The organism is Sphingomonas sp. ERG5 (assembly GCF_000803065.1).
In the GTDB taxonomy this organism is placed as follows: Bacteria; Pseudomonadota; Alphaproteobacteria; order Sphingomonadales; family Sphingomonadaceae; genus Sphingomonas.
The window spans coordinates 1-24,864 of record NZ_JSXI01000036.1; the positions used below are offsets into that span (position 1 = coordinate 1).

Annotated in this window: 22 protein-coding genes; 13 read left to right on the forward strand and 9 right to left on the reverse strand. The window is 64.3% G+C overall.

The features are described 5' to 3' along the window. Positions 1 to 289: 289 nt before the first annotated feature. Positions 290 to 502, forward strand: coding sequence for a DUF4287 domain-containing protein (locus tag OO12_RS13610; RefSeq protein ID WP_034159304.1), 213 nt, complete (start codon positions 290 to 292; stop codon positions 500 to 502). 69 nt (positions 503 to 571) lie between these two features. Next, positions 572 to 967: a ribonuclease E inhibitor RraB gene (locus tag OO12_RS13615; protein ID WP_052215872.1), complete on the forward strand. Its 396-nt coding sequence runs from the start codon at positions 572 to 574 to the stop codon at positions 965 to 967. Between the two features lie 89 nt (positions 968 to 1,056). On the opposite strand, the gene OO12_RS28045 is transcribed toward OO12_RS13615, so the two are convergent. The 3 genes from OO12_RS28045 to OO12_RS13625 all read right to left on the reverse strand — a co-directional run bounded on the left by OO12_RS28045 (position 1,057) and on the right by OO12_RS13625 (position 4,582). Then, positions 1,057 to 1,452, reverse strand: a complete 396-nt coding sequence (locus OO12_RS28045; protein WP_152616428.1) for a hypothetical protein — start codon at positions 1,450 to 1,452, stop codon at positions 1,057 to 1,059. Between the two features lie 280 nt (positions 1,453 to 1,732). Continuing rightward, the gene (locus tag OO12_RS13620) at positions 1,733 to 3,079 is read right to left on the reverse strand and encodes a serine hydrolase domain-containing protein (RefSeq protein WP_034159263.1); all 1,347 of its coding nucleotides are present in this window, start codon (positions 3,077 to 3,079) and stop codon (positions 1,733 to 1,735) included. Between the two features lie 333 nt (positions 3,080 to 3,412). Continuing rightward, a complete protein-coding gene (locus tag OO12_RS13625; protein WP_082006526.1) occupies positions 3,413 to 4,582 on the reverse strand; it encodes an FAD-dependent monooxygenase in 1,170 nt (389 codons plus the stop codon). Positions 4,583 to 4,658: 76 nt separating this feature from the next. On the opposite strand from OO12_RS13625, the gene OO12_RS13630 reads away from it, so the two are divergent. Continuing rightward, the gene (locus tag OO12_RS13630; protein WP_034159265.1) at positions 4,659 to 5,297 is read left to right on the forward strand and encodes a TetR/AcrR family transcriptional regulator; all 639 of its coding nucleotides are present in this window, start codon (positions 4,659 to 4,661) and stop codon (positions 5,295 to 5,297) included. Positions 5,298 to 5,541: 244 nt separating this feature from the next. Here the strand turns inward: OO12_RS13630 and OO12_RS13635 are convergent, their stop codons facing one another. After that, positions 5,542 to 5,889 (reverse strand): ArsR/SmtB family transcription factor, encoded by a 348-nt coding sequence (locus OO12_RS13635; protein WP_034159266.1) that lies wholly within the window; start codon positions 5,887 to 5,889, stop codon positions 5,542 to 5,544. Between the two features lie 111 nt (positions 5,890 to 6,000). Between OO12_RS13635 and OO12_RS13640 the strand changes: the two genes are divergently transcribed. After that, complete coding sequence (locus OO12_RS13640; protein ID WP_034159267.1) at positions 6,001 to 6,747, forward strand: glucose 1-dehydrogenase; 747 nt, start codon at positions 6,001 to 6,003, stop codon at positions 6,745 to 6,747. A gap of 81 nt (positions 6,748 to 6,828) precedes the next feature. Here the strand turns inward: OO12_RS13640 and OO12_RS13645 are convergent, their stop codons facing one another. The 3 genes from OO12_RS13645 to OO12_RS13655 form a co-directional block, all read right to left on the reverse strand. Continuing rightward, complete coding sequence (locus tag OO12_RS13645) at positions 6,829 to 8,412, reverse strand: Na+/H+ antiporter (protein ID WP_034159268.1); 1,584 nt, start codon at positions 8,410 to 8,412, stop codon at positions 6,829 to 6,831. Positions 8,413 to 8,583: 171 nt separating this feature from the next. Further along, positions 8,584 to 9,651 carry a hypothetical protein gene (locus OO12_RS13650; protein ID WP_034159269.1) on the reverse strand — a complete coding sequence of 356 codons (1,068 nt, stop codon included), beginning with the start codon at positions 9,649 to 9,651 and terminating at the stop codon, positions 8,584 to 8,586. A 31-nt stretch (positions 9,652 to 9,682) separates the two neighbouring features. Next, the gene (locus OO12_RS13655) at positions 9,683 to 9,997 is read right to left on the reverse strand and encodes a hypothetical protein (protein ID WP_160296811.1); all 315 of its coding nucleotides are present in this window, start codon (positions 9,995 to 9,997) and stop codon (positions 9,683 to 9,685) included. A 363-nt stretch (positions 9,998 to 10,360) separates the two neighbouring features. Between OO12_RS13655 and OO12_RS13660 the strand changes: the two genes are divergently transcribed. Further along, positions 10,361 to 11,098, forward strand: a complete 738-nt coding sequence (locus OO12_RS13660; RefSeq protein WP_034159271.1) for an META and DUF4377 domain-containing protein — start codon at positions 10,361 to 10,363, stop codon at positions 11,096 to 11,098. 28 nt (positions 11,099 to 11,126) lie between these two features. Here the strand turns inward: OO12_RS13660 and OO12_RS13665 are convergent, their stop codons facing one another. Next, positions 11,127 to 12,089 (reverse strand): MurR/RpiR family transcriptional regulator, encoded by a 963-nt coding sequence (locus OO12_RS13665; RefSeq protein ID WP_082006527.1) that lies wholly within the window; start codon positions 12,087 to 12,089, stop codon positions 11,127 to 11,129. A gap of 91 nt (positions 12,090 to 12,180) precedes the next feature. Between OO12_RS13665 and OO12_RS13670 the strand changes: the two genes are divergently transcribed. From OO12_RS13670 to OO12_RS13690, 5 genes are read left to right on the forward strand one after another with little or no spacing between them, the layout of a single operon-like run. Beyond that, positions 12,181 to 14,448: a TonB-dependent siderophore receptor gene (locus OO12_RS13670; RefSeq protein ID WP_235364786.1), complete on the forward strand. Its 2,268-nt coding sequence runs from the start codon at positions 12,181 to 12,183 to the stop codon at positions 14,446 to 14,448. Beyond that, complete coding sequence (locus OO12_RS13675) at positions 14,448 to 15,938, forward strand: amidohydrolase family protein (RefSeq protein WP_034159272.1); 1,491 nt, start codon at positions 14,448 to 14,450, stop codon at positions 15,936 to 15,938. The genes OO12_RS13670 and OO12_RS13675 overlap by 1 nt, the downstream gene beginning before the upstream one ends. Next, on the forward strand, positions 15,935 to 16,999 hold the full coding sequence (locus OO12_RS13680; protein ID WP_052215873.1) for a DUF1611 domain-containing protein: 1,065 nt from the start codon (positions 15,935 to 15,937) through the stop codon (positions 16,997 to 16,999). The genes OO12_RS13675 and OO12_RS13680 overlap by 4 nt, the downstream gene beginning before the upstream one ends. Further along, positions 16,996 to 18,651, forward strand: coding sequence for a serine hydrolase domain-containing protein (locus OO12_RS13685; protein ID WP_235364787.1), 1,656 nt, complete (start codon positions 16,996 to 16,998; stop codon positions 18,649 to 18,651). The genes OO12_RS13680 and OO12_RS13685 overlap by 4 nt, the downstream gene beginning before the upstream one ends. Then, a complete protein-coding gene (locus OO12_RS13690; RefSeq protein WP_235364788.1) occupies positions 18,648 to 20,027 on the forward strand; it encodes an erythromycin esterase family protein in 1,380 nt (459 codons plus the stop codon). Before OO12_RS13685 ends, OO12_RS13690 begins: the two co-directional genes overlap by 4 nt. An 11-nt stretch (positions 20,028 to 20,038) precedes the next feature. Here the strand turns inward: OO12_RS13690 and OO12_RS13695 are convergent, their stop codons facing one another. Next, on the reverse strand, positions 20,039 to 22,681 hold the full coding sequence (locus OO12_RS13695) for a sensor histidine kinase (protein WP_034159274.1): 2,643 nt from the start codon (positions 22,679 to 22,681) through the stop codon (positions 20,039 to 20,041). A gap of 223 nt (positions 22,682 to 22,904) precedes the next feature. On the opposite strand from OO12_RS13695, the gene OO12_RS28605 reads away from it, so the two are divergent. The 3 genes from OO12_RS28605 to kdpA are packed head-to-tail and all read left to right on the forward strand — an operon-like array spanning position 22,905 to position 24,861. Next, on the forward strand, positions 22,905 to 23,051 hold the full coding sequence (locus OO12_RS28605) for a hypothetical protein (RefSeq protein WP_160296812.1): 147 nt from the start codon (positions 22,905 to 22,907) through the stop codon (positions 23,049 to 23,051). A gap of 4 nt (positions 23,052 to 23,055) precedes the next feature. After that, entirely contained in the window at positions 23,056 to 23,145 is a 90-nt protein-coding gene (gene kdpF, locus OO12_RS13700) for a K(+)-transporting ATPase subunit F (protein ID WP_034159275.1), read from the forward strand. Positions 23,146 to 23,157: 12 nt separating this feature from the next. Beyond that, positions 23,158 to 24,861: a potassium-transporting ATPase subunit KdpA gene (kdpA, locus tag OO12_RS13705; RefSeq protein WP_034159276.1), complete on the forward strand. Its 1,704-nt coding sequence runs from the start codon at positions 23,158 to 23,160 to the stop codon at positions 24,859 to 24,861. Positions 24,862 to 24,864: the final 3 nt, after the last annotated feature.

The window sequence follows — 24,864 nt, forward strand, 5'->3', positions numbered from 1 at the left end:
CTGGCACACCGCCCGACGCTTCGCCTCCACTGTGTCGCTCGTCGTCATGCACCTCGGCTTCAGCACCAGACCATGTTCTATCTTTTACAGCAAACCTGCTCAGTCGATGCGTTGGTTGTTTTTTATTCAGGCAAGCGAAAGGACAGATGCGAGCGCGGGGGGGGGGGGGTGGGAGGGGAGGAGTGGAGGAGGGGGGGGGGGGGGGGTGGGGTTGAATCGAATGGGATGACATTCAGCGAGGCCCCATGAGCACTTGACCCGTCAGCATTTGGCGAATTGAATGGCGCGCATGAGCGAAGAGAAAATCACCGGCCCTGCCTCCTATTTCCCGTCCATCGAGAAAAAATACGGCCGTACTATCGCGGAATGGAAAGCGTTTTTACGCGGGCGTTACCCTGCCAAGCACATGGAACTCGTCGCCATGCTCAAGGACGAGCACGGCATGGGTCATGGCCATGCAAATGCGCTCGTTGCCCATACGTTGGGCGAGGATAAGGGGTAGGCGAACCTTAGGGTGGCCGGGAGGCGATCCAGCCTCTTCGGCCATTCACACAATCGGCGATGAAACAGCATGTATCCATTCCTGCTCCTGCTCTTTGCACAGGCGACTGCCACATCATCAAGGCCCGTCGATTTTGGGCGCATCGAGGCAGAGATGGCAGCGGATGCAGATGTTTTGAAATCGCTGGAACGGAACGGCGATGACCCAACTATCAAACGTCCGGTGGACGTGCGGTTCGTCGGTCAGGTTGGGAATATTGTGAAACTTCAGAACGAGATCGGTGCCCTGGGATGGCGCGTTGTGCAGAGAGTGCCGGTCGACGGCGGCGAGATGGCGCTCGATGTGCAAACGGATCAAACCACTGATCGCGCAGCGATACGCAATTTGACCGAAGCGGCTTTAAGCGTCGAAGAGAAATACGGCGTGCGTTATGACGGCTGGGGAACGGTCGCGACGAAGCCGTAGCTAACCGCAAATACCCACCACATTCTGCTATTCCTCGCTTGAATAGGCCGCTTTTGGCGTCAACCAGCCATTTCCGGCGATTTCGAAAATCAGGCGGCGTCGATTTCAACGACGGAGCCGTGAGTTATGAACTCGCGCTCTATGCATTCGCCTGGCAGTAAGATCGGAATCCGAACCTGCTCGTTATAAAATTCGCTCGCTTCCTTTGATGTGTAGCGAGCGCGTACGCTGACAGTGACAGGCGCGGTTGGAAAGTATTGGCCATTATAAAGAATTAAATGGGTCGATATGGCGGGAACGGGATAGGGAGACGCGTTGGGATTATGTGTGTTGTCTTGTTCAACCATAATCGGATGATCCAGAACAATCATTCGCAATAAACCCAACGCACGGTTTGTTCTCGGAATTTCTAATTTGATCCCCCTGAAACGAGACAGGGACCAGCCTTGGGGCGTACGCCGGATCAATCTCTCCAGCGCGACCAACAAACCAGGCCTTGTTCGGTAGTCTACGGGTCGGCGCATACAGCGTCATACTGCTACAGCTTCCGAACGTCACCCGCCATCGGTGTACCCAGGCTTGTCCCGGAATGCTGGGCACACGGTGAAGCGGACCTTTCGCCAAATCCTGGCATTTCGGGGACACTATACTAAATTATCTAGGGGCTTTCTGGATCCGGGCATGCGCAATAAGGTGCGCCAATTAAGTATAGTGTCCCCAAATTCTCACGACCCATTGCGGCCGTTAGCGGGAGTCGATGACCCTCTAGCGCCACGCCGTCGTCAAATGCTCGGCCACGGCCCGGTAGGCCGGAAGCGAGGTCGGATCCAAGTTCACGTTGCCAGCCAGCGGATGCGAAGCGAAGCGGGCGATCACCATTTCGGCCGCCGGATCGATGTAGATCGCTTGCCCGTAGGTGCCGCGGGCCATGTAGACGCCGTGGGCATCATGTGCGTGCCACCACTGGTTGCCATAGCTCCAGCCGGGCAGGGTCGCGTAGCCGTTGAACTTGGCGGGGTCGCCGCCCCTGCGAATCCGCTCGACCACTGCGGCCGGGACTACCTGCCGCCCGTTGATGCGCCCGTTTCCGCGCATCATCTCGCCGAAGCGGGCGAGATCGCGCAGGCCGCAGTTGAAGCCGGAGCCGGCATGAGGAACGCCGCTCGGGTCAACGTGGAAATAGGCGTCGGCCTCGGCCCCGATCTGGCTCCAGATCCGCTCGCTCACCACCTGATCCAGCGGCTTGGACTCGACGCGGCTGATGAGCCATCCCAACACGTCGGTATTCGGCGTCCGGTAGACGAAGGCGCGGCCATGCTCACCATTCCTCGCGATGCGCCGATCGAACTCGTATGCCGAATTCGGTCCGTCATATCCGGCGGGAAGCGGCGAGGTTCCGCGCGCCAGACGATAGGCTGCGAAGTCACCGCTGGTGGCGACATAGTTCTCGCTGAAGTTCAGCGCTGTGGTCATATCCAACACCTGGCCGACCGTCGCGTCGGCGAACCCGCTGCCGGCCAGTTCAGGGATGCTGCGCACCACCGCCGCATCGCGGTCGAGCTTGCTTTCGTCGACCAGCATCGCGCCGATCGTCCCGAAGAGCGACTTGCTGACCGAGAAGGCGATGTGTTCGCCGTCCGGCCGCAATGCGCCTAAATAGCGTTCATAGACGATCCGGCCCCTGTGCAGGACGACGATCCCATCGGTGTAGTTGGCCGATAGCGACTGTCTCCACGTCATCGGGGTCGCCGCCCCGATGGGCGTGAAGGTGACCGCATCTAGATCTGCGCGCTCGGCGCGGGGCAGCACAGTCACGGATCCCCCGCGCGCAATCTTCACCGTCGGACGGAACTGGCGCCAGTGCGAGAAGGTCCAGCGCTGCTGAGGGAAGCGCAGAAAGCCTCCATCCTCAAACCGGATCTGCCGCCCGGGCGGCGGCGGCGTCCCCTGCATCCACCCTAGCGCGACCGGGTCCGAGGCGGCAGCGTCAGGATAGAGGGGCGCTTGGTCGTCGGGCCTCGGAGTTTGAGCATGCGCCGGTACGGAAACAAGCTCACCGGGAACAGCGAGCGAAGCCGCGCCGATCGTAAATTCGCGTCGCGAGATCCGCATGATTCCCCCCTCAAGTATCCGGGCAACTTATTACAATCCCGAAACGAAGGACAGGGCGCGCATGTCCAAGAAGCCTATGAACAAGGGCTGCTTGAGCCCAAGCGGTACTCGGAGTCTACCTAACGGCTATCTCCCAAAGTCCGCCGGTCGACTGCGTGATCGCCAAACATGAACGTATGGCAGCTTCCGGGATCGAGATTTTCATCGCTGAACGGCGAGGATTGGGCGCATAACCGCCCGGCAGTTCGCGACCCAATCTCGGCCATTCGCGGTCGCCAGTCTTGGCCCGGATTTCGGACGTTGCAGCGACGGCGGCGCTGTCGCATCGGGCAGCTAAAGATCGAAATCGCCGTCGCGGAGTTTTCGGTCACGTTCCGTCATTTCAGCGTCGTCAGCTGGAAATATTGTTGCCATGCCGTCATTGGCTGCCCTTTCCTGAATCTCTTCGACAAAGGCATGCAGTTTGTCGTGATAGTCCTGGAAGGCGGCCAGGTAGTCGGCGCCATGTAGTTCCAGGGCTTCAGCGATCCGCCCCGCTCCGATGATTGCCATTGAGCCGCCCATGCCTGCGACCGGTGATACGCAATACCCCGCGTCCCCCACGAGAACGACCCGCCCCTTCGACCAGGACGGCATCCGGATCTGGTTGATCCTGTCGAAGTAGAAATCGTCGTCGGTCCCCATATGCTTCAGGGCGGTCGGCACCTTCCAGCCCAGCCCATCGAAATGGTCGTGGATCAGCGCGCGCTGCTGCGCACGGTCGCGATAATCATATTCGATTTCGCCTTCGGTGCGAAAAGCGAGGCCGATGTCGGTTCGGTCGTCATAGCCGTTAAGCATCGCGGTCCGGCCCGGCAGGCTGAACACCTCGGATACGTTGGCCGGCAATATGCCGGTTACCGGCACGACCTTCAGATAGACATAGCCTCCCATGAAGTAGGTGAAGTTCTCCTCGTCGCCGAACACCAGCTTCCTGGTTTGGGAGCGATTGCCGTCGCAGCCGAACACCAAGGCAAAAGTGCGCCGCGTTCCGTCGTCCAGCGTGACCGTGACGCCGTCCGGTGCCTCCTCGAGTTGTTTGATCGACCGGCCGAACAGCATCTCGACCGATCCATCGATCCCGGAGAAAAGGACATCGAGCAGGTCATCGCGATGTATCTCGAATCGGGTGCGCGACGGCTCTTCCGCGCCCGTTCCGACGCCGAAGCCGCCGAGGGTGCGATCGTCGGCGTCCTTGAACGCGAACGCGCGCGGGAGAAGTGCTTTGGCGCGAACGGCGTCGAACATGCCCATGCGCTCGAGAATGGCGATGGTTTCGCCTTCGATATCGACCGGCGTGCCACCCCTGCGAAGTCCACTTGCAACCTCGACGATCGTGACCTGGTAGCCCAGGCGGTCCAGCCAGAAAGCCGTCGCCAAGCCCGCGAAGCTCGCGCCACTGACGAGCACAAGAGAGCCCGACCGCGGGGCAGGATTCTGGACTGGAACAAGGGGGTTGGTCATAGGGGGATCCACGAAGAGGAGTGTTGAACTATATTCAGTCCCAACATATACTCAGTATATATAAAGGCAAGGACTGATGATCGATAAGGACAACCGCCGGACCCGAAAGCGCTTGGCCACGCGCCAGAGCATTTCGGACACGGCGACCCGCCTGTTTCTGGAACGAGGCTTCGATGCCGTCACGATCGACGACATCGCCGCTGCCGCCGATGTCGGACGCATGACGGTCTTCAATCACTTCCATCGCAAGGAGGATATGTTCTTCGACCGCGAGGAAGAGATACAGACATTGGCCTTTGATGCCATTCGCCAGCGGGGGGCCGGCGTCTCGCCGATCGAAGCGACCCGCAGACTGGCGCATGATCTCGTTACCCAGGATCACGAATTCGTGATGCTGTCCGAAGACACGAGTTGGTTCATCAGGACGGCCCTTGCCAGCGCAGCGCTCAAGGCACGCGCGCGGGAGATGCGCGACGATTTTACCCGCGCCTTGGCAATAGTATTGGCCGATACCAGCAACCGACCTGCAGGCGATCCCAATGCTCATCTTGCCGCCGGCCTGATCGTATCGACCTGGAACGTCGCCTTCAGTGAAGCGCAGAACCTCTTCGATCAGACGCGCGACGCGGGCGAGGCGAAGCGCTGCTTCCTCGCGGTCATCGACCGCGGGACCGGGGGCGCAGCCGCGGCGCTTGCAAAGACCGCTTATGCTTGATTCGCTGCATCTACCGAGCGGCTGCCGCAATCTGCTAGGTCGATGAACCCCAAAGGAGGTCTGACCGAGCAACCCGGACTCGACGAGCGAATGTCGGCTTTCGGGAAGTCAAAGCCGATCGCTGGACGTCCAGAATTGGGGTGCAAAGCAGCCCACATCTGATAGTCGAGAGCGCCCGCTGGAACTCTTGGGCTCGACGAACGGGGAGCGGCCGAAATCCGCGCGCAGCGCGTTGGCTCCCGCCTCACCCAGCGCCCACATCCTGCCCAGCACTCCGCGCATAAGCAGTCAGTATCGCCAGCACCAAGCCAGGAAAGCGCGCGTCCACCTCCCCGCAGCGGGAGGTGTTGCGCATTTCCACGCCGTGCCGCTCGGAGCGGATCAGGCCGGCCTCGCGCAGGATCTTGAAATGTTGCGACAGCGAGGATTTGGGGATGACCCGGTCGCCGACGCTGGCAAAGGCCGAGCATTTCTCGGCACAACCGGCGCTCGCGACCTCGGCGAAGATCGCCGCGCGCACCGGATCGGACAGGGCATGAAGCACCGCTTCAGGCCGGATGTCGTCGATCGAGGGGTGCAGCAACGGTCGCATGATTTTTTAAATAGCGGGGCTTGACGATAAGTTCAATAGTTCCAACATTCCGAACAACGGGACTAAGGCCTGCCATGTCGGCGACCGGTCTATCGTCGGAAGGAATGAATCATGTCGAAACTGGCAGGCAAGGTCGCGGTCGTTACCGGGGCATCGAAGGGCATCGGCGCAAGCATCGCCAAGGCGCTGGCGGCGGAAGGCGCCGCGGTGGTGGTCAATTACGCGTCGAGCAAGGCGGGCGCGGATGTGGTGGTCCAGGCGATTACCGATGCCGGCGGCAAGGCCGTCGCGGTGCAGGGCGATGTGACCAAGGCCGACCAGGCCAAGGCCGTGGTCGACGCGGCGGTGGCGAATTTCGGGCGGCTGGACGTGCTGGTCAATAATTCCGGCGTGTATGAATTCGCCGCGATCGAAGCGGTGACGGAGGAGCATTATCGCAGGATGTTCGACGTCAATGTGCTCGGCGTGCTGCTGACCACTCAGGCGGCGTCGAAGCATCTTGGCGAAGGCGGCAGCGTGATCAACATCTCGTCAGCGGTGACCAGCCTGTTCCCGCCGGAATCGGCGGTCTATACCGGCACCAAGGGCGCGGTCGACGCGATCACCGGCGTGCTGGCGGTCGAATTCGGTCCGCGCAAGATCCGCGTCAATGCGATCAACCCGGGCGCGGTCGAGACCGAAGGCACGCATAGCGCCGGCTTTATAGGATCGGACTTCGTGAACAATATCGTCGCGCAGACGCCGCTTGGCCGGCTTGGCCAGCCGGACGACATCGCGACCGTCGCGGTGTTCCTGGCCTCCGACGATGCGCGCTGGCTGACCGGCGAGAAGCTTACCGCGAGCGGCGGTCTGCGCTGATCCGCTGACACGCTGGTCCATTGATACGGGGCCAGTGAGGGGCGCGTGCTTCCCGGGAACGGGGGGCACGCGTTTTCGCGCTTACTCGCCGCGCTGGAAGGTGACCCCCATCTGCTCGACATCGAGGTCGCGCTCCAGTTCATGGAGGACCTCATCCTCGATCAGCCCGGCGCGGTGAATCCGGATCAGTTCCTGCCGCGCCCCGGCGATGCCCGCCAATATGGCGTCGAGATGCGGGCGCAGATTTTCCATCGTGGTGGCGGCGTCCTCGGCATAACGCTCCATGAATTCCATCCGGCGCTGATGTTCCTTGAGCAATTTGGGGTGGATCAGCGTCCCGTCCGGGCCATAGGCGACCACTTCGATCACCGCCATGCGTGCCCGCGCCATCGCCGTTTCGGCCGCCGGCATGTCCATTTTCGCGGGCGGATCCTGGTCGACCGGCCGAATCCGGCGGATGAGCCAGCCCAGGCTCGATCCCTGCACCACCACGGTCGCGAAGATGGCGGCGAAGGCGCTGACCAGCATCAGGTCGCGGCCGGGCATGTCGATCGGCAGGGTCAGCGGGACCGCCAGAGTCACGACGCCGCGCATCCCGGCCCAGCCCAGGATGGTGGCCTGTCGCCAGCCCAGCGGCCGCGCGCGCTTCACGCCGGCCAGGCGCGCGGCTTTCAACACGCCCTCCGACGCGAAGATCCACACGAACCGGGCGAGGGTGACGGTCAGCACGACGCCAAGCACCGCATAGATCATCGATGCCGGGACCGCCTGGATCCCGCCAATCCGTTCGACCACGCCGCGCAGCGAGAAGCCGATCAGGATGAAGACCAGGGCTTCGAGGATGAACACGGTGATCTGCCACACGGAATTGCCGACCAGCCGGACGTCGGCGGACAGGATCACATGCTGATACCAGCCAAGCGCCAGCCCGGCGACGACGGTGGCGATCACGCCGGAGACATGAAAGGCTTCACCGGCAAGATAGGCGGCCCAGCCAAGCGAGGTGGTGGTGATGACCACCAGCATCCGGTCCCGCAGGCGCCGGACCACGAAGACCCAGATCGCGGCGACCCCCAGGCCGACGAGCACGCCGCCGATCGACACCAGGGCAAAGCTGCGCACCGCTTCACCGGCATGGAAGGTGCCGCTGAGCGTCGCCGCGACGGCAAAGCGGAACAGGATCAGGCCGGTCGCGTCATTGAGCAGGCTTTCGCCCTCAAGCAGCGCGGCGAGCCGGCGCGGCAGGGGCACGCCTTTCAGTACCGCTCTGGCCGAGATGGCATCGGGCGGCGAAACGATCGCGCCGAGTGCAAAACAGGCCGCCCAGGGCAATTGCGGCACGAGCCAGTGCGTGACGATGCCGACGGCAAGCGTGGTGAAAATCACCGCGCCGACCGCGAGCGACAGGATGCCCGGCAAATGCCGCCGGAAGCGGCCGAGCGCAGTGTAATAGGCCCCGTCCATCAACAAGGGCGGCAGGAACAGGACCAGCGCCAGCTCCGGATCGAGCGAGATGGCGGGCAGCGCGGGGATAAAGGCCAGCGCGCCGCCGCCGATGAGCAGGGCGGTGGCGGGCGGCAGGCGCAGCTTGAGCGCGCACCAGTGCAGCGCGACGACCAGAGCCAGCAGCCCAAGCACGAGTTCGAACGCGGCGAGGCCGTGCATCAGGCGCGGTTCTTATTCACGGCATTACCCAATGACATGGTCGCGGCCCCCGATGTTCAGCCCCGCATCCGTTGTGGGGGCAAGCGGCCATGCAATGCAATGCGTAAGCCCAGCATGCGATGATCCCGTCGCAGCCGATGTGGCGAGGCGGGCCGATCGTGCCGCCGCCCCTTACCGCATCGCGTCGAGCGGGTTTTGCGGTTTCAGCATGCCGGACAATTTGTTGAGAAAAACTTCGGCCTGGCGCAACTCTGCCGGTTTCAGGGTATCGGCCGGACCGCCCATGCCGAAGAAGGTCGAACTGTAGATCGACTTGTCGAAAACCTTCTTGCACAATTCGTTGGTGCGGTCCTGAATGTCACCGCCGGCGCGGGAAATCGCGATGGACTGATGGGCCGGCGTGTATCCCGTGTAGGATGGTCTGGGCGTTGCCGGTCGGGGATAATCGCGGGCACCGGGGTTTTGTGAGATGGGGACCGAGGTTGCTCGCCTCGCATTGTCGAACTGGCCTCCCTCGCCGGCCTGGGCATAGGAAGCGGGCCAGCTGACCAGCGTGTCGGTTTCCAGCATCTCCGACAGATAGAATGTCAGTTCGATCAGTTCGGCCAATGTTGCCTTGGAGGGCGTCGAACGGCTGGTGGGCGAACTGTAGATCGGGGCTGCCTTCAGCATGTCATAAGCCTCGGCCTTCTCCTGAGCGCTCGCGCTGGAATCCTCCTCGACCGCCTGAGCCATTCGGATCGCGCAATTCACATTGGCGCGCATGAAGGAGTCCATCTGCAGATATTGCACGAGCGGTTCGGGGCTGATGATGCTGGATACGCTTTGCAGATGATCCGTCGCGATCTTCTCGGCTTTTTTCTTCAGCCCGCCTTTTGCCATGTCAACGAATTTGCCAGCGGCAAAGATGACGCCTTCGTTCTTGCGGGTGGCCCGGAACAGCTGCTGGAAATTGTTGCTCAGGGTGCGTGTGGCGATCCTGGCGACCGTACGGCGCGCGACCAGGCGCATGGTGACACTCCCCACGCTGGCCAGCAGGATTGACCCCGTGGCAATGCAGGCGGCCGTCACGAACAATTCGCCGGCCTCCTTGTCTGATTCCTTCTGCTTACCCAATACTTTCTGATAGTTGGCATAGGCTTGCGTATAGGAGCTGATGTACGGATTTCCGACGGTGACGCGCCAGTCATTCTGCGCGAGATTTATCTGGTTGATGAAGCTTTGTAACCGGTCGCTCATCGAATTACTCCTCGAAAGCTTTACGCTGTTATCACCAGGACGATTTTATGCAGTCGAATACTTTCTTTGCGCCGCCATCCGCCAGAGTGCCGCCCAGCTTGCCCTGACAAACGGTCGTCAGCCGATTCAGTTTCGCGGAATCGATGCGGGAATATTCCTGCAATGCGGCGACCATCCGTTTATTGTCCGCGATGATGCGGTCATTCTCATCGAGGGTATTCTGCGCATCCATTGCTGCCGGAGCAGCGCCGTTTTCGGGCCTGGGCGCCGGGGAGGCGATCGCGACGCCGTCCGTCCCGCCGTGTTGCGGCGTATCCGGCTTCTGGCACGCGGTCAGAATCAGCACGCATGATAGGGGCAGCAAGACCCTGGGCATCAGCATCAAATGTCTTCCCCTGATCGCACGTTCGTTGGGTTCTCGCATCGCGGCACAATATCACCGCTTACTTATATCGCAACGGCTTACAACCGGAAGATGAGGAGATAACCCGGCAGATCCGGGGTGGTTTGCCGGTGGCTCCGACACCTGGGAGGAGGGGATTCATGGCGGACTCCGTCATGGAACAGGCTATGCAAGGCCGCATCCGGAACATGGGTCATTCCCTGCCGCGATGCCGGTCGCGCGCATGGCTTTCGCTGAGACAACAAAGGCGACAGGGCCTGTTCAGTCGGTTTGGGCCAGGCGCCGCGGACGAAAAGGAGTTTTCAGATGAGTTTCACTTTCAAGGCCGGTGGCGTGCTGGTCGGTCTGACCGCCATGATGATGTCGGCGAGCAGCGCCGATGCGCGCGACCGGCGCGGCGCGATACAGGGGGCGAAAAGCGCGCACCAGTTGGCGGCGCAGCATTGGGATCTGGTGGCGTGGAGCGGGCGCAAGCTGCCGCAGGGCAAGCCGTTGCGGCTCGATTTCGATTTGGTGCGCGGGCAGTTTTCGAGCAGCACCGGGTGCAACCGCGCCGCCGGCGCCTATCGCGTCATGGACAATGCGATTCGCTTCGGCGACGGGAAGAGCGGTTTCGCCACCACGCTGATGGCGTGCCCCGGCGACGCGATGGCGGTGGAGCGCGCCTATACCGGGCGGCTGTCGAGCGTGACGCGCTATACGCTGGCCGGCGACCGGCTGGTGCTGCGTACCGCCAAGGGCGAGACGCTGATGTATCAGGCGGCGCACAAGCCCGCGGCCAATGCGCCGCGCAAGTTCATCTATGTCTCGGCCGAGACCAGGCCGTGCACGGGCGTCGGGCCGATGACGTGCCTGCAGATCCGCGAAAAGGAAAGCGATCCGTGGGAGCTGTTCTATGGCGGGATCGTCGATTTCCAGCCTGAGCCGGGGATCGAATACCGGTTGCGGATCATCGAGGAAAAGGTCGCCAACCCGCCCGCCGACGGATCGTCGATCCGCTGGACGCTCGACCAGGTGGTCGAGCAGCGCGTGGTCAAGCCGTAAGCGCCCCGTGGTGGCCGGGGCGTGACGGTCAGGGCAGTTTCGGGCGGGGCGGCTGATGGCCGGCATAGCCGGTGAAGGTCTGGTGGAGGCGGGTCAGTTTTTCCAGCCTTTGCTCGACGCTCGCGCCGATCAGCTTGATCACGCCGTTGACCATCAGGTTGACCGCGCAGACCAGGGCGACCGGTGAGCTCCAGAACATGCCGGTCTGAGTCGGCACCGCGACGACATGCGGGGTGAAGCGCGGCGCCCAGTCGCAGAAGATGTCGGTCAGCACGATCAGCGGAATGCCGTGCTGGCTGGCCTGTTCGGCGATCAGGTAGGACTGGCGCGAATAGCGGCGGATGTCGATCACGACGAGGCAGGCATCGGCGTCTTCCTGCGCGAAGACATCGGCGTAATTGCCCGCGCTCACATCGACCAGCCGCACTCCGTCGCGCATGAATTGCAGATGGTTGGCGAGCAGCATGGCAATGCCGCGCTCGGTCTGGAAGCCCGCGATATGGACGGTGCGCGACTGGGCGAGCAACGCGACCACCGCCGCCCAGCCCGGCGTCGTCGCCAGGCGATAGACCTCGAGCAGCGAATTCATTTCGCGCTGATGGCTGCTTTCCAGGTCGTCCAGCGCACCGGGCGAGTCGACGAACTCGGCGAGTTCGGCGCCGATCAGCCAGGGAATGGCCTCACCGGTGCTGTCCTTGAGTTCATTCTTCAGCGCCTTGAAATTGCGGTAACCGAGCTGCCGGGCAAAGCGGCCGACGGTGATCGCGCTGACGCCGACCTTGCCCGCCAGCGATTCGGCGGTCTCGAACGCAAGCGTCGTATAATGGGCGAGGATATGGCCGGCGATCGCACGTTCGGCCGAGGTATAGCCGTCCAGCCCGGCCTGCAGCCGGCGCAGCAGCGGCATATTGGGAATGGCGAGCGGGATGACGGCAGCCTCAGTCGGCGGGGTTTCCGGGCTGTCGCTTGCGTCGGTTCGATCCTGGCTCATGCCGTCACATCCTCTTCTTCGCTCCCTATAGCGTAGCCGATGTTAGTTTTCCAATAAAACTATCTATTGACAGAAATATATCATTGTCGCCTTGATCCCGCTTCCCGGCGCGATGTCGGGCGGGGCGGCCGACAGGCTCGCCGGTCAGTTTCAGAATGAGGGGAGGGGCGCGATGAAGACGCTCGGGCAAGATCAAGGTTCGCGGACGGGGCGGCGTCGCAGCCGGCTGAAATATCTGCTCGCGGCGAGCGGGCTTGCGGCCCAGATCGGGCTGGGTGCGGGCGTCGCGCGGGCACAGGATGCCGGCACGCCGCCGGTCGCGGCGAGCGAAGAGCCCGCAAGGGAGTCGCGCGACGACATCGTGGTGAGCGGTTATCGTTATCTGAGCGAAGACACGAGCGGGACCACCGGCCTGCCGCTGCCGATCGAGGAAGTGCCGCAATCGATCAGTCTGGTGAGCCAGGACTTCCTCAAGGCGGCGGACCTCAAGACGCTGGGGGAAGTCGCGCAATATTCGCCGGGTGCGCTGTTTGCCGGCAATCAGGAGGGGTTCGGCTCGATCGTCAAACTGCGCGGTTTCGCGGCGGGCTATGCGTTCGACGGGCTGACCATCGGCACGCTCAATTATGAGCCCGACAACGCGACCGTCGAACGGATGGAGATCGTCAAGGGCCCGGCATCGGTGGTCTATGGCGCGGCCAGCCCCGGCGGCATCATCAACCTGGTGTCGAAACACGCCAAGGCAAACACGCCGAATTATGTCGAACTGCTTGGCGGCTCATGGAAACGCTGGCGGCTGGAGGGGCAGGTCGCGGGCGCGCTCAACAGCTCGGGCTCGATACGTGCGATAGGTCTTGCCGCGCATGAAGAGGCCGGCAGCTTCATGAAGAACGTCAATTCCAGCAAGACCGTAGTCTATGGCGGCGTGGATGCCGATATTGCCGACGGCCTGACCGGCTATGTCCATGGCGGCTACGAACATTATCGTCGCACCGCGTTCGACGGCATTCCGACGCTGGCGGACGGCTCTCCCGCACCGGTCAACCGCTCCTTCTTCATCGGCGCGAAGGACTTCGAACTCGTCACTGACGTGAAGCGCGTCAATGCCGGCCTCGACTGGAAAGTGTCGTCGCTCTGGTCGATCGCTCTCAAGGCCAATTATCAGCGCAGCGCTACCCATGGCCCCGCGCCGTACGCCTATGATCTCCAGGCCAATGGCGACTTCTCGTTCCAGATCCAGAATATCCTGAAGGACGAAAAGCAGGATTTCAGCATCGGCGCCTCGACCATCTACAAGCTCGACGCGCTCGGCATGTCCGAAAGCTTCCTCTCCGGTTCGGCGATCTATCAGAGCACAGACTCGATGGTGCATCAGAGCCTGCCGCTGATCGGCGGCAGCGGGACGGGGCACGCCAACATCTTTGACGGCGTGGAGGCGATCGACGCGATCATCAGCTCCGCCGTCTTTCCGGGCGCGGCTTTCCTTGACCGGCGGCGGCGCAAATTCGTCACTTTGTCCGGCCAGGCAGTACTGAAGGTGGCGGGGCCGCTGACTCTGCTTGGGGGGCTATCCTATTCCAAGCCCGACATCTCCACCCGGGCGAACGACGGTCCGTGGCAAGACTTCAGCGGCGACGGCCAGATGAGCTACCGCGCCGCCGCAACGGTGGAGCCGATTGCCGGGCTCAATGTCTATCTTTCCTACAGCGAATCCTTCCAGCCGCAGCTGACCATCGACATCAACGACAATGTCCTGCCGCCGCTCAGCGGCAAGCAATATGAACTGGGCGCCAAATATGTCTCGCCCGACCGGCGCATCCTGCTCACCGGCGCGCTGTTCGATTTGCGGCAGGCGAACCAGGGGGTTTACGACCGGCAGGGCCCGGATGGCTTCGACCGTTACCGCGCGCTGGGCGAAGTGCGCTATCGCGGCATGGAATTCGAAGCGATCGGCCGCGTGACCAAGGCGTGGCAGGTCAATGCCGGCCTTGCCATTCTCGACCCGAAGATCAGCAAGGACGGTGACCTGGCAATGGTCGGCAAGACCGTCACCTTCCTGCCCAAGGCCACCGCCAGCCTTTATACCAGCTATGATTTCGCGGGCGGTGTGTTTGCCGGCGCCGGCGTCCGCTATGTCGGTTCGGTCAAGACCGCGAGCGACAATGCGACCCGCGACCTGCCCGGCTACACGCTGGTCGATGGCTCGCTCGGCTATAATCTCAACCGCTGGCGGCTGCAGCTCAACGTCAAGAACATCTTCGACAAGCTTTATTACATCAACAACTACCAGACCCTGTTCTACGGCAATGTCGTCGGCGAACCGCGCAGCGTGACCCTCTCGCTGCGGGCAGCATTCTGATGCGCCGCCTGCGCCTTCGCGAGTTGATGCTGGCCTCGGTCCTGCTTGCCGGGCCGGTGGGTGCGCAATCGGCACCGGTCCATGATCTGGTCTATCTCGGCGCACGGGCGATCGATCCGGAAACCGGCCTCGACGCAGTGCGCAACATCGCGGTCGATGGCGGCAAGATCGTTGCAGTGACGGAGGTACCGCTCAAGGGCCGGCGGACGATCGATGCGCGCGGGCTGATCGCCGCGCCGGGCTTTATCGACCTGCATTCGCACGCGACCGGCCAGGAGACCGCCGGCTATCAGGCGAAGGACGGCGTCACCACGCGGCTGGAGCTGGAGATCGGCGCTTATCCGGTCAGCGACTGGTACAAGGCGAGAGCGGGTCGCGAACTGCTCAATTATGGCACCAGCGTCGGCCACACCGCGGTTCGTTATTTCCTGCAAAAGGGCGGCGGCGCGGCGGGGCTCGCGGCGCTCCGCGATCCGGAGGCGCTGTTCTCCGCCGCCGAGATCGCCCAGCCCATTCCCGATGCGGTCTATGGGCAGTTGGTGCCGTTGCTCGAGCAAGGACTGCACGACGGGGCGATCGGCGTCGGCAGCGGCACGCAATATGCCCCCGGCATCACGCACAAGGAAATGCTCGACGTCACCCGCGTCGCCGGCCGGACGCGAAGCTGCGTCTTCACCCATGTGCGCTTTGGCAGCCTGGTCGAACCGGGCAGCACGCTTGAATCGGTGCAGGAAAGCATCGCGAACGCGGCGATCGCCAAGGCATGCGTCCATGTTGTCCATATCAACAGCATGGCGATGTCGGATGCGCCGCTGATGGTGCAGTTGATGCGCGAGGCGCGTGAGCGCGGCATCGACGTGTCGACCGAATTCTATCCCTGGGACGGATCGGTCGACGAGATCCGCAGCGTGATCTTCGATCCCGGCTGGGAGAAACGCTGGGGCGTGCGCGTCGGCGACCTTCAGTCGCGCAGCACCGGCAAGCGGCTGACCCAGGCGGAATTCGATGCCCTGCGGTCGGGTAGTGGCGACGACGGCGTCATCATGCACATGAACACGGAAGCGACGCTCACAGCATTGCTGCAGGATCCGCTGGTGCTGGTGGCGAGCGACGGCGGCAAGATCGAGGGGCCGAACGGCCATCCACGCTCCGCCGGGACATTCGCGCGCGTGCTCGGCCATTATGTGCGCGAGACGAAAGCGCTGAACTGGAGCGATGCGATCCGCAAGATGGCGCTGATGCCGGCGCAGCGGCTGGAAGGGTTCGTGCCGTCGATGCGGCACAAGGGCCGGCTCCAGGCCGGCGCGGATGCCGATATCGTGATGTTCGATCCGGCGACGGTCGGCGCCAGGGCGGTTTATGGCGATGCCGCGCGTTATTCGGAGGGCTTTCGCTACGTGATGGTGAATGGCGTGCTGGTCGTCGATGGCGGCGTGCTGGTGCCGGACGTGCGGCCGGGACGGCCGATCCTGTCGGGAGGCAAGCCATGAGCCTGGCCGACCGGATCCCGGCGACCGCGCCGTTGCCGCCCGCGGCGACGATGATCGATCTGCCGCGTCCCTATCTGCTGTTCCTCGGCGATGCTGATGACACGATTTTCCTGAAGACGGGGCTGGGCTTGCGCGACTGGGCGCCGGCGCTGTGCGTCGCCGAATATAAATGCGCCGGCGCGCGCGCTTCGCTTGGGTTGCCCTTCATGCGGCCCGATCAGGCTCATGCCGCCGGGGCGCGTGCGCTGGTGCTGGCCGCGGCGTCGATCGGCGGGGCGATCCGCGAAGCATGGATTCCCGATCTGCTCGCGGCGCTTGAGGCGGGGCTGGATATCGTCAGCGGCGCGCATGACCGGCTGTCGGACGATCCGCGCCTGCGCACCACGGCGGAGCGGCTGGGCCGACGCCTGATCGACATCCGCCGCCCACCGTCCGGCTTGCCGATCGCGACCGGCCGGCGGCGCAGCGGCAAGCGCCTGCTCACGGTCGGGACCGATTGCGCGCTGGGCAAGAAATACACCGCGTTGGCGCTTGCCGCGGCGTTCCGCGCACGCGGGCTCGCCGCCGATTTCCGCGCGACCGGCCAGACCGGGATCATGATCGCGGGATCGGGGATTCCGATCGATGCGGTGATCGGCGATTTCCTTGCCGGGGCGGCGGAATTGCTCAGCCCGGATGCCGACCCCGATCACTGGGATGTGATCGAGGGGCAGGGCTCGATCTTCCATCCCTCCTATGCCGGCGTGTCGCTCGGGCTGCTGCACGGCTCGCAGCCCGATATTCTGGTGCTGTGCCATGCCCATGGACGCGAGCGTATCGTTGGCCTGCCCGATTATCCGCTGCCCGCGATCGGCGAGGCGGTCGAGCTGTCGCTGCGGCTGGCGCGGCTGACCAATCCGCGTGCACGCTGTGCCGGGGTGTCGCTCAACACCGCCGGGCTTTCGGCCGGGGAAGCGGCGGATCTGATCGCGCGCCGGGCCGATCAATGGGCTATGCCGGTGGCGGACCCGATGCGGCCCGGCCCGGCGCTGGATGAACTGGTGGAGGCATGTCTCGGATGATGCGTTTATTCTTGTCGCTGATGCTGGGGTTCGCCCTCGCCGCGCCCGCCGGCGCCGAGCCGGCGAAACCCTCCGCTACCCTCAACGCCGCGCTGGATGACGTCCGCGTCATGGTCGAGACGGCGCCGGGCGAGCTGGGCCTGGTCGTCGCCGTCACCGACCGCGAACGGCTGTTGCTGGTGGCGACGCATGGTTATGCCGATATCGACACGCGGCGACCGGTGACGGCGGATACGCGCTTCGCGATCGGCTCGATCTCCAAATCCTTCACCGCGATCACGCTGTTGCAGCTTGCCGACGAAGGCCGGTTCGACCCACAGGCGCCGATCGCCCGTTATCTGCCCGATTTCCATCCGCGCTCGACATTTCCCGCGATCACCGGGCATGCGCTGATGACGCACACCGCAGGCTTGCCCAATTATCTGACCAATGTCGCGTCGATGCGTTTCCTGGTTGCCGCGTTGAACGATTTCGAGCCGCGCTACGCGCCCGGCGCGCATTTCTGGTATTCCAATTCGGGCTATCAATTGCTCGGCTATGCGGCCGAACGGATCGAGCAGCGGCCTTTCCCGCTGGTCCTGAAGCACCGCGTGCTCGACCGGCTCGGCATGGCGGCGACCGAACCGCAGATCGACGACCGGCTGCAAGGCGCGATCGCGACCAGCTATGTGCGCTTGCGCAACGGCAGCTATGCGGCAGCGCCATGGTTCGACTATCTCGCCGCGGATGGCGCGATCGTTTCGACCGGAGCCGATATGAGCGCTTATGCCCGGATGCTGCTCGCGCGCGGCGATACACCCAAAGGGCGGCTGATCTCGGCGCGCGCCTTTGACCGGTTCGCGACAGCGGTGCTTGAAGATTATGGCTATGGCATCGACGTCAAGGAGCATGGCCAGGTCCTCGCGCATGGCGGATCGATCGCCGGTTTCGAGGCGTATCTCCGGGCCGATCTGGCCCATGGCGTCGGGATCGTCTTCCTCAGCAACGGGCCGCTCGACGACGCGTTGCGCGACCGCATCATTGCCCGACTGACGCAGGGAGCGAGTGGCCAGCCCAAAGCCGCCCCAAAGGTCGGGGACGCCACGGACAGCGAACCGCAGCACCATGCCGACGCCACGAACTTCGCCGGGCGGTTCATTGGCCGCAAGGACGATGCGCTGGTCTTCGCGGCGGATGCCACCGGCGGCCTGCGGCTTGAAGAGGTTGGTGCCGGCTTGCCCCTGACGCGTCTCGGCAATGACAGCTGGGGTTTGTACCTGACCGCAAAGGGACCGCGCGCCTTCACCTTCTTCCGCAATGCCTCGGGCGTCGTGACTGACGTGGCGGAAGGGGTTTCGGGCTATGCCAGGCCGGGCAGCGGCGTCGCGATCGCCGAGGCGCCGATCGCCTATCGCCCGCTGGTCGGCCGCTACAAGGCGCATGGCGAGGAAGGGCAGGGGGTCCGCATCTTCGTGCGCAATGGCCGCCTGATGCTGACCCATATCGATGGAGGCGACGATGCTCTGCCGCTCGATGCGGACGGACCGACGCGGTTCCGCTTCGCCAGGCCGGCCTTTTCGCCGGAATGGCTTGCCTTCGACACGGTCATCGACGGACAGGTGCAGCGGCTGACGATGAGCGGTGCGCCCTTGTACCGGATCGACTTGCCGTGAGCGAAGCGATGCGGCCGGGCGGGCTTTTGCGGGCCTGGTTCTGCATCGCGATCGGTGTCGCCCTGCCGCTCCCCGCACTGGCGCAACAGCCTGAGGCCGCGTCAGCGGGGTTCGCCGCATGGGCACGGGATCATGTTGTTTCCCTGCCGGCTTGTGCTTCGGCAGCGGTCCCGGCCGCAATGGACGGGATCAAGGCCGTTGTCGGCGATGTTCGGGTCGTCGCGCTGGGTGAACCGGCGCATGGCGCACAGGAGCCGCTCGCGTTTCGGAATTGCCTGTTTCGCTATCTGGTCGAGCATGACGGGTTCACCGCGATCGCAATCGAATCCGGCCTGAGTGAATCACGCCGGCTGCATGATTATGCGGCGGGCGGGCCGGGCGATGTCCGGCAGCTTGCTCGTAACGGCTTCACCTGGGGTTTCGGGAGGTTCGCCGAAAATGTCGCGCTGCTCGAATGGATTCGCGGGTACAATGCCGACCCCCGCCACACGCGAAAGGTCAATTTCTACGGCATCGACCTGAGTGGCGGCGAGAGCAGCGGCCGGTGGCTCAATGCCCGGGTCATGCTGCAGGACAGCCTGGACTATCTGTCGCGTGCCGCGCCGCGCCGGTCGCGCGCCGCCCGGCAAGCGGTCGCGCCGTTCCTCGATCGGTTCACCCACTCCGGCTATGTCGCATTGCCGCCGGCCGAGCGCGTGCGCCAGCGTGCCGCGATCGAGGGCCTGATCGGCTATTTCGGGCGCAACCGCACGGCGCTCGTCGCGGCCTCCATGCGCAGCGATTATGACTGGGCGCGCCGCAACGCGCTGGTCGCGCGCCAGCTCGAACAGGTGTTCCAGGTGTCGCCGCCGCCCGAGCCGGGCGACCAGCTTTCGCCCGACTTCTACAAGGCGGATGCCGCCCGCGATGCGGCGATGGCCGAGAATGTCCGCTGGGTGGTCGAGCGCGAAGGGGCGGCGGGCCGGGTGCTGGTGTTCGCGCATGACGGACACATCATGAATGCCCCGACCCGGGGCGGCATATGGACGGTCTATGCGCAGGCCCCGGCGACGATGGGGCAGCATTTGCGCACCGCGCTGGGCCGCGACCTGCTGATCATGCCGATCATGTCTTCGGAAAATGGTCCCGGCCTTCCTGCCGGCACCAAAGGCTCCGGGAGCCTGGACAGCGCGCTGGCCAAAGTCGGATCCGGGCATTTCCTGCTCGATATCCGCCAGGCCCGGGACGCGGCGCCGGTTGCGGCATGGCTCGCGCAAACCCAGTCGATACGGGCCAATTTCACCACCGAGATGGAAGTCACGCCAAGGATCGCGTTCGACGCCCTGATCTATTTCGATCGCCTGACGCCGGCCAGCACGGTTCCGGCCAAGCCCTGATCCGGCCGATCTCAGCTCTCGTCGATCTCGACCAGATCGGTGAACATCAGCGAGAAGGCGGCGCCGCCATCGGGGTGGGTTCCCGCGCTCACCTTGATCTTCATCGCATCGGCAAAGCCCTTGACGATCGCCAGGCCCAGCCCGCTGCCGCCGGACCGGTCAGTGCCGGTGCCGCTGGCGAACATGTCGAAGATGCGGTCCTCGCTCGCCGGATCGAGGCCCGGCCCGTCGTCGCGGATGGTCAGCGTGATGCCGTTCGCGGTGCGGCTGCCCTCGATCGTGACGATGCCGTCGGCGCCGCCATGCTGCACCGAATTGGCCAGCAGATTGATCAGCACATGATGCAGCAGCACCGGATCGGCGCGGACCAGCGGCAGATTGGCCGGTACGCGCAAGTCGATGTGCTTGCCGCCAAGCAAGTCGCGCAGATCGGCGACCGCGCTGCCGACCGCATCGGTCAGGTCGACCGCTTCACTCGCGGGAGTCAGTGCCCCTGAATCGAGCCGCAGCATCGACAGGAGATTGTCGAGGAAACGCTGCAGCCGGTCGACCGCGCTGCGCGCGACGGGTGTCGCGGGCGATGTCGGATGCTCGGCCGCGATCGTCTCGATCGCGGCGCGGACCGAGGTCAGCGGGGTGCGCAGATCGTGGCCGATCGAGGACAGCAGCGCGACGCGCAGCCGGTCGCGCTCCTCAAGCACCGAAAGCTGGCGGGTTTCGGTCTCAAGCCGCAGCCGCTCCTGCGCGAGCGAGGCTTGCCCGATCAGGGTCGAGAGCAGCACCGCCCGATCGGACGGCACCGGTTCTCCCCCGTCGCCGCGTGCGATGCCGAGCACCGCGAGCACGCCAAGCGACGTTTTGAGCGGATGGAATTGCCAGTCCGACCCGCTCAGCGTCGCGGTACCATAGCCGGCGGTCTCGCCGCGCTTCAGGGCCCATTCGGCCGCTGCGCGATCGACCGGCGTCAACTCGATCTCGGACGGGCTGGTCGCGACGATCGCCAGCGCGCCCTCGCCTTCGGTGAGCAGGACCGTGTTGACGTCGAGCAGGCCGGCGACCTGGCTGCAGATCGTCTCGGCGGTCTGCTGCGCATCCGACACGCGAGTCAGCGCCTGGGCGAAGCCGGCCAGCGCGGCATTCTCGCGCGCGCCGCGCACGCCGATCGCGGCGCGCGAGCGCATGTCGCCGGTCAGCCGGCTGATGAACGCGGCAATGCCGAGCAGGATGACGAAGGTCAGCACGCTTTGCGGCTCGCCGATGGTGAAGGTGTAGAGTGGCGGCAGGAAGAAGAAGTTGAACGCCAGTGCCGCCATCATCCCGGCGGCGAGGCCGGGCCTCAGGCCATAAAGCCGCGCGGACAGCGCGACGGGCAGCAGATACAGCAAATCGATCGCGCCCGTGCCGATCAGCGGCAGGGCAAGGCGCGCGACCCCCGTGGCGATGGCAATCAACCCGGCGACATAAAGATAGACGATCGGGCCCTCGTCATTGCCGCGCACGCGCTGCGGGCGGCTCGCGGCCACTTCTCCGATCGCCGGGATGACATGCACCGCCAGCCCGGCCGCTTCGCGCAACATGGTGGTGACGACCGATCCGTGGCGCAGTTCGAACCACCAGCTGCGCCGTGACTTGCCAATCACCAGCTGAGTCGCGCGCATCGCCGCGACTTGCGCGCGAAGCCCCGCGATCACGCTTTCGGCGGGCACGGTGACGATCGTCGCGCCAAGACTCGCCGCAAGCCGCAAGGTCGCCGCGAGCCGTGCCTTGGCCGCGGCGTCGAAACTTTCCGCGCGCGGCGTTTCGATGAACACCGCGGTCCAGGGGGCGTGGAGCGCATCGGCGAGCCGCTTGGTGGTGCGCACCAGCGCTTCGCCGCCGGGCAGTTCGTTGAGCGCGACGAGCACGCGTTCGCCCGCCGCGACGGTGCCGGGCGTCGCGCTCGCGTCGAGATGCTCGAGCATCTGGCGATCGACATTCTGCGCCGCGCGGCGCAGCGCCATTTCGCGCAGCGCCGAGAGATTGGCCTTGGAGAAGAAATGGCTGAGCGCGCGCGTCGCTTCGGTCGGGATATAGACCTTGCCGTCCTTCAAGCGCTCGATCAGCTCGTCCGGCGGGATGTCGACCACTTCGATTTCGGCATCCTCGAGCACGCTGTCGGGCACGGTCTCGCGCACCCGGACATGCGTGAAGCTGGCGACCACGTCGTTGAGGCTTTCGACGTGCTGGATGTTGAGCGTGGTGTAGACGTTGATGCCGGCGTCGAGCAGTTCGACGATATCCTGCCAGCGCTTCGGGTGGCGGCTGCCCTCGACATTGCTGTGCGCGAGTTCGTCGACCAGCGCGAGTTGCGGCCGCCGTTCCAGCACCGCATCGATGTCCATTTCGGTCAGTTGCTGGCCGCGATAGTCGATCGTCCGGCGCGGGATGATTTCCAGCGGCGCGACCAGCGCTTCGGTTTCGGCGCGGCCATGAGTCTCGACAACGGCGAGGACGGCATCGATGCCGGCCTTTGCCCGTGCCGCGCCTTCGCTGAGCATTTCATAGGTCTTGCCGACCCCGGGGGCGGCGCCGAGGAAGATCTTCAGCGCGCCACGCGCTTCGCGCCGCGCGGTGCGCAGCAGCGCGTCGGGGGAGGGGCGCTTGTCGGGTGTCACACTTCTGCCTGCCCGGCAAAGGCCGGGATCCAGTCGGGAAGGCAGGAGTCATTCAGCGCAGCATTCATTTCATCGGCGTTCCGCAACGGGACCCCGGCCTTTTGCCGGGGACGCAATGAGTTGGAAGCAACAAGCTAGGCGTGTGGGGCGGTCAACACCACGCCGCAACGCCAATCTATATGCAATCTTAATGCGATCGTCGCGAATTCGCCCGCGCACCTTAATGCCCCCCGCGCCTATCTGCCTTGCCGAGCCGGCGACCCGCGCCGCAACAAAGGCATTTCATATGACCGATATCCTGTGGCTCGGCGCGCTTGCCGGGCTGGTCGCGCTGACTTTGGCTTATGCCCGCCTGTGTGACGAGGCCTGAGCCGATGACGCTGCACCTCACGCTCGCCGCGGTCACCGCCGCTGGTCTCCTCCTTTATCTCGTGGCCGTGCTTTTGCGGCCCGAGCGTTTCTGAACGGATAGCGCCATGACGCTTCAGGGCTGGGGGCTGATCGCCCTATTCATCATCATTCTCTGGGCGCTGGCCAAGCCGATGGGGCTGTGGTTGTTCGCGCTGTATGAAGGCCGCCGCACGGTGCTGCACCGCGTGCTTGGTCCGGTCGAGACCGGCTTCTACAAGCTGGCCGGGATCGACCCGACGGTCGAGCAAGGCTGGCGGCGCTACGCCGTGCATATGCTGGCGTTCAACCTTGCGCTGCTGCTGCTGACCTATGCGATCCTGCGGTTGCAGGGCGTGCTGCCGATGAACCCGCTCGGGTTGTCCGGTATGGCGCCCGATGGTGCGTTCAACACCGCGGTCAGCTTTACAACCAACACCAACTGGCAATGGTATTCGGGCGAAGTCGCACTGTCGAACTTCAGCCAGATGGTCGGCCTGACGATCCATAATTTTCTCTCGGCATCGACCGGCATCGCGCTCGCCTTCGCCTTGTTCCGCGGCTTTGCGCGGCGCGAAGCCAAGGCGATCGGCAATTTCTGGGCCGATATGACGCGCGTCACGCTCTATCTGCTGCTGCCGATCTGCGTCGTTTACGCCGTGTTCCTGATCGCCAGCGGCGTGCCGCAGACCCTGGCGCAAAGCGTCGACGCGACCACGCTGGAAGGCGTGAAGCAAGTCATCGCACTTGGCCCGGTGGCGAGCCAGGAAGCGATCAAGATGCTTGGCACCAATGGTGGCGGTTTCTTCAACGCCAATAGCGCGCATCCATTCGAGAACCCGACCGCGCTGACCAATCTGGTGCAGATGCTGTCGATCTTCCTGATCGGCTTCGGCCTGACCTGGACCTTCGGCAAGGCGGTCGGCAATCCGCGTCAGGGCTGGGCGATCCTCGCCGCGATGACCCTGTTGTTCCTGGCCGGCACTTCGGTCGCTTATTGGCAGGAAGCGGCGGGCAACCCCGTGCTGCACCAGCTCGGCGTGGCCGGCGGAAACCTGGAGGGCAAGGAGGTGCGCTTCGGCATTGCCGCGTCGGCCCTGTTCGCCAGCGTCACCACCGCCGCCTCGTGCGGCGCGGTCAATGCGATGCATGACAGCTTCACCGCGCTTGGCGGGATGATCCCGCTGATCAACATGCAGCTGGGCGAAGTCGTGATCGGCGGCGTCGGTGCGGGCATCTATGGCTTCCTGCTCTTCGCCATCCTCGCGGTGTTTGTCGCCGGGCTGATGGTCGGGCGAACGCCGGAATATGTCGGCAAGAAGATCGAGAGCCGAGAGGTCAAGCTCGCGGTGCTGGCGATCGCCGTACTGCCGCTGATGATCCTGGGTGGCACCTCGATCGCCTCGGTGGTGACCGCCGGGCTGGCCGGGCCGCTCGCCAAGGGACCGCATGGTTTCTCGGAGATCCTCTACGCGTTCACCAGCGCGGTCGGGAACAACGGCTCCGCCTTTGCCGGCCTGTCGGCGGGCACGCCCTTCTACAACGCCATGCTGGGCATCGCGATGTGGGGCGGGCGGTTCTTCGTGATCGTGCCGATGCTGGCGATCGCCGGCAGCCTTGCTGCGAAGAAGGTCACGCCGCCTTCGTCGGGATCGTTCCCGACCACCGGGCCGCTCTGGGTCGGACTGCTTGTCGGCATCATCCTGATCCTGGGCGGTCTCACCTTCCTGCCGAGCCTCGCGCTTGGTCCCGTTGCCGATCATCTCGCGATGCTCGGCGGCCACCTCTCCTGAGAG